Below are 1,459 nucleotides of genomic sequence, written 5' to 3' on the forward strand. Positions count from 1 at the left end.
AACCTCACGCGCTTTCTCACTACCTTTTTGAAGCATATTGTACACTTCTCCCATATCCTTAGCAAATTCGATACGGCGCTCACGAATAGGGCCAAGTTCCCGTTCTAATATTTCAAGTAGATAACGTTTCGTCTTCACATCACCAAGACCACCACGTTGATAATGTTCTTTCATATCTGCAATGTCTTGAGCATCTTCTGGACGACCAAACACATCTAGATAATGGAAAACCATATTTCCTTCAATCTTACCTGGATCCTCAACCCGAATATGGTCTGGATCAGTATACATGCTCATGACTTTTTTACGCAACGTATCCGCATCATCAGCTAGATAAATACCATTATTAAGGGATTTAGACATTTTAGCATTTCCATCTAAACCAGGCAAACGTCCTGCTCTCTCATTTTCTGGATAAATACCTTCCGGTTCCACCAAGACATCACAGTTATATGCGTTGTTAAAAGAACGAACAATCTCGCGAGTCTGCTCAATCATTGGTTTCTGATCTGTCCCAACAGGAACATAATTAGCCTTGAAGGCAGTAATATCTGCTGCTTGCGCAATCGGATAAACCAAAAATCCTGTCGGAATACTTTCTCCAAACCCTTTTTGAGCAATCTCTGTTTTTACTGTCGGATTTCGTTCCAAACGAGCTAGTGACACCAAATTCATATAGTACATAGATAGTTCAGCCAACTCTGGGATTTGGCTTTGAATAAAGATAGTTGACTTACTTGGATCTAATCCAACTGCTAGGTAATCTAAGGCAACATTCCCAATCGATTCTACAATCGTTTGAGGATCTTTGGCGTGATCTGTCAATGCTTGTTGGTCCGCCAAAAAAACAAACATCTCATACTTGTCTTCTTCCTGAAGTAATACTCTGTTTCTAAGGCTCCCAACATAATGTCCAATATGCAGTTTTCCTGTTGGGCGATCTCCTGTTAAAATAATGGGTTTTGTCATTTTTTTCTCCTTCGAAATGGTCTCTTCAATTATAGCATTTTTTTGTTAAAATAACAGAAAATTATTAAAATCAAACAACTAACTCATTGTAAATAAACCTGTAAACTTAATTGACACAAAATTGACAAACAAAAATTTGAATATTTCTCTCTTTTCTAGTAGAATAAATATATTACATATTATAGGAGAAAAACATTGCTTACAGTATCTGATGTTTCACTACGTTTTAGTGATCGCAAACTTTTTGATGATGTCAATATCAAATTTACAGAAGGAAATACATACGGATTAATTGGTGCTAATGGTGCTGGGAAGTCTACATTCTTAAAAATCTTAGCTGGTGATATCGAGCCAACAACTGGTCACATCTCTCTTGGTCCAGATGAACGTCTCTCTGTTCTCCGTCAAAATCATTTTGACTATGAAGATGAGCGAGTTATTGATGTCGTCATTATGGGAAATGAAAAACTTTACAACATCATGAAAGAAA

2 protein-coding genes are annotated in these 1,459 nt (G+C 36.9%); one reads left to right on the forward strand and one right to left on the reverse strand.

Annotated features, from left to right (window positions below):
- Window positions 1–969: tryptophan--tRNA ligase (gene trpS, locus GMD5S_RS0209675; protein WP_016893882.1), on the reverse strand; the 969-nt coding region annotated here is incomplete at its 3' end.
- Between the two features lie 195 nt (window positions 970–1,164).
- Here trpS and GMD5S_RS0209680 point away from each other — a divergent pair.
- Window positions 1,165–1,459: ATP-binding cassette domain-containing protein (locus GMD5S_RS0209680; protein ID WP_016893883.1), on the forward strand; the 295-nt coding region annotated here is incomplete at its 3' end.

Origin of the sequence: Streptococcus sp. GMD5S (assembly GCF_000298715.2) — a bacterium.
In the GTDB taxonomy this organism is placed as follows: Bacteria; Bacillota; Bacilli; order Lactobacillales; family Streptococcaceae; genus Streptococcus.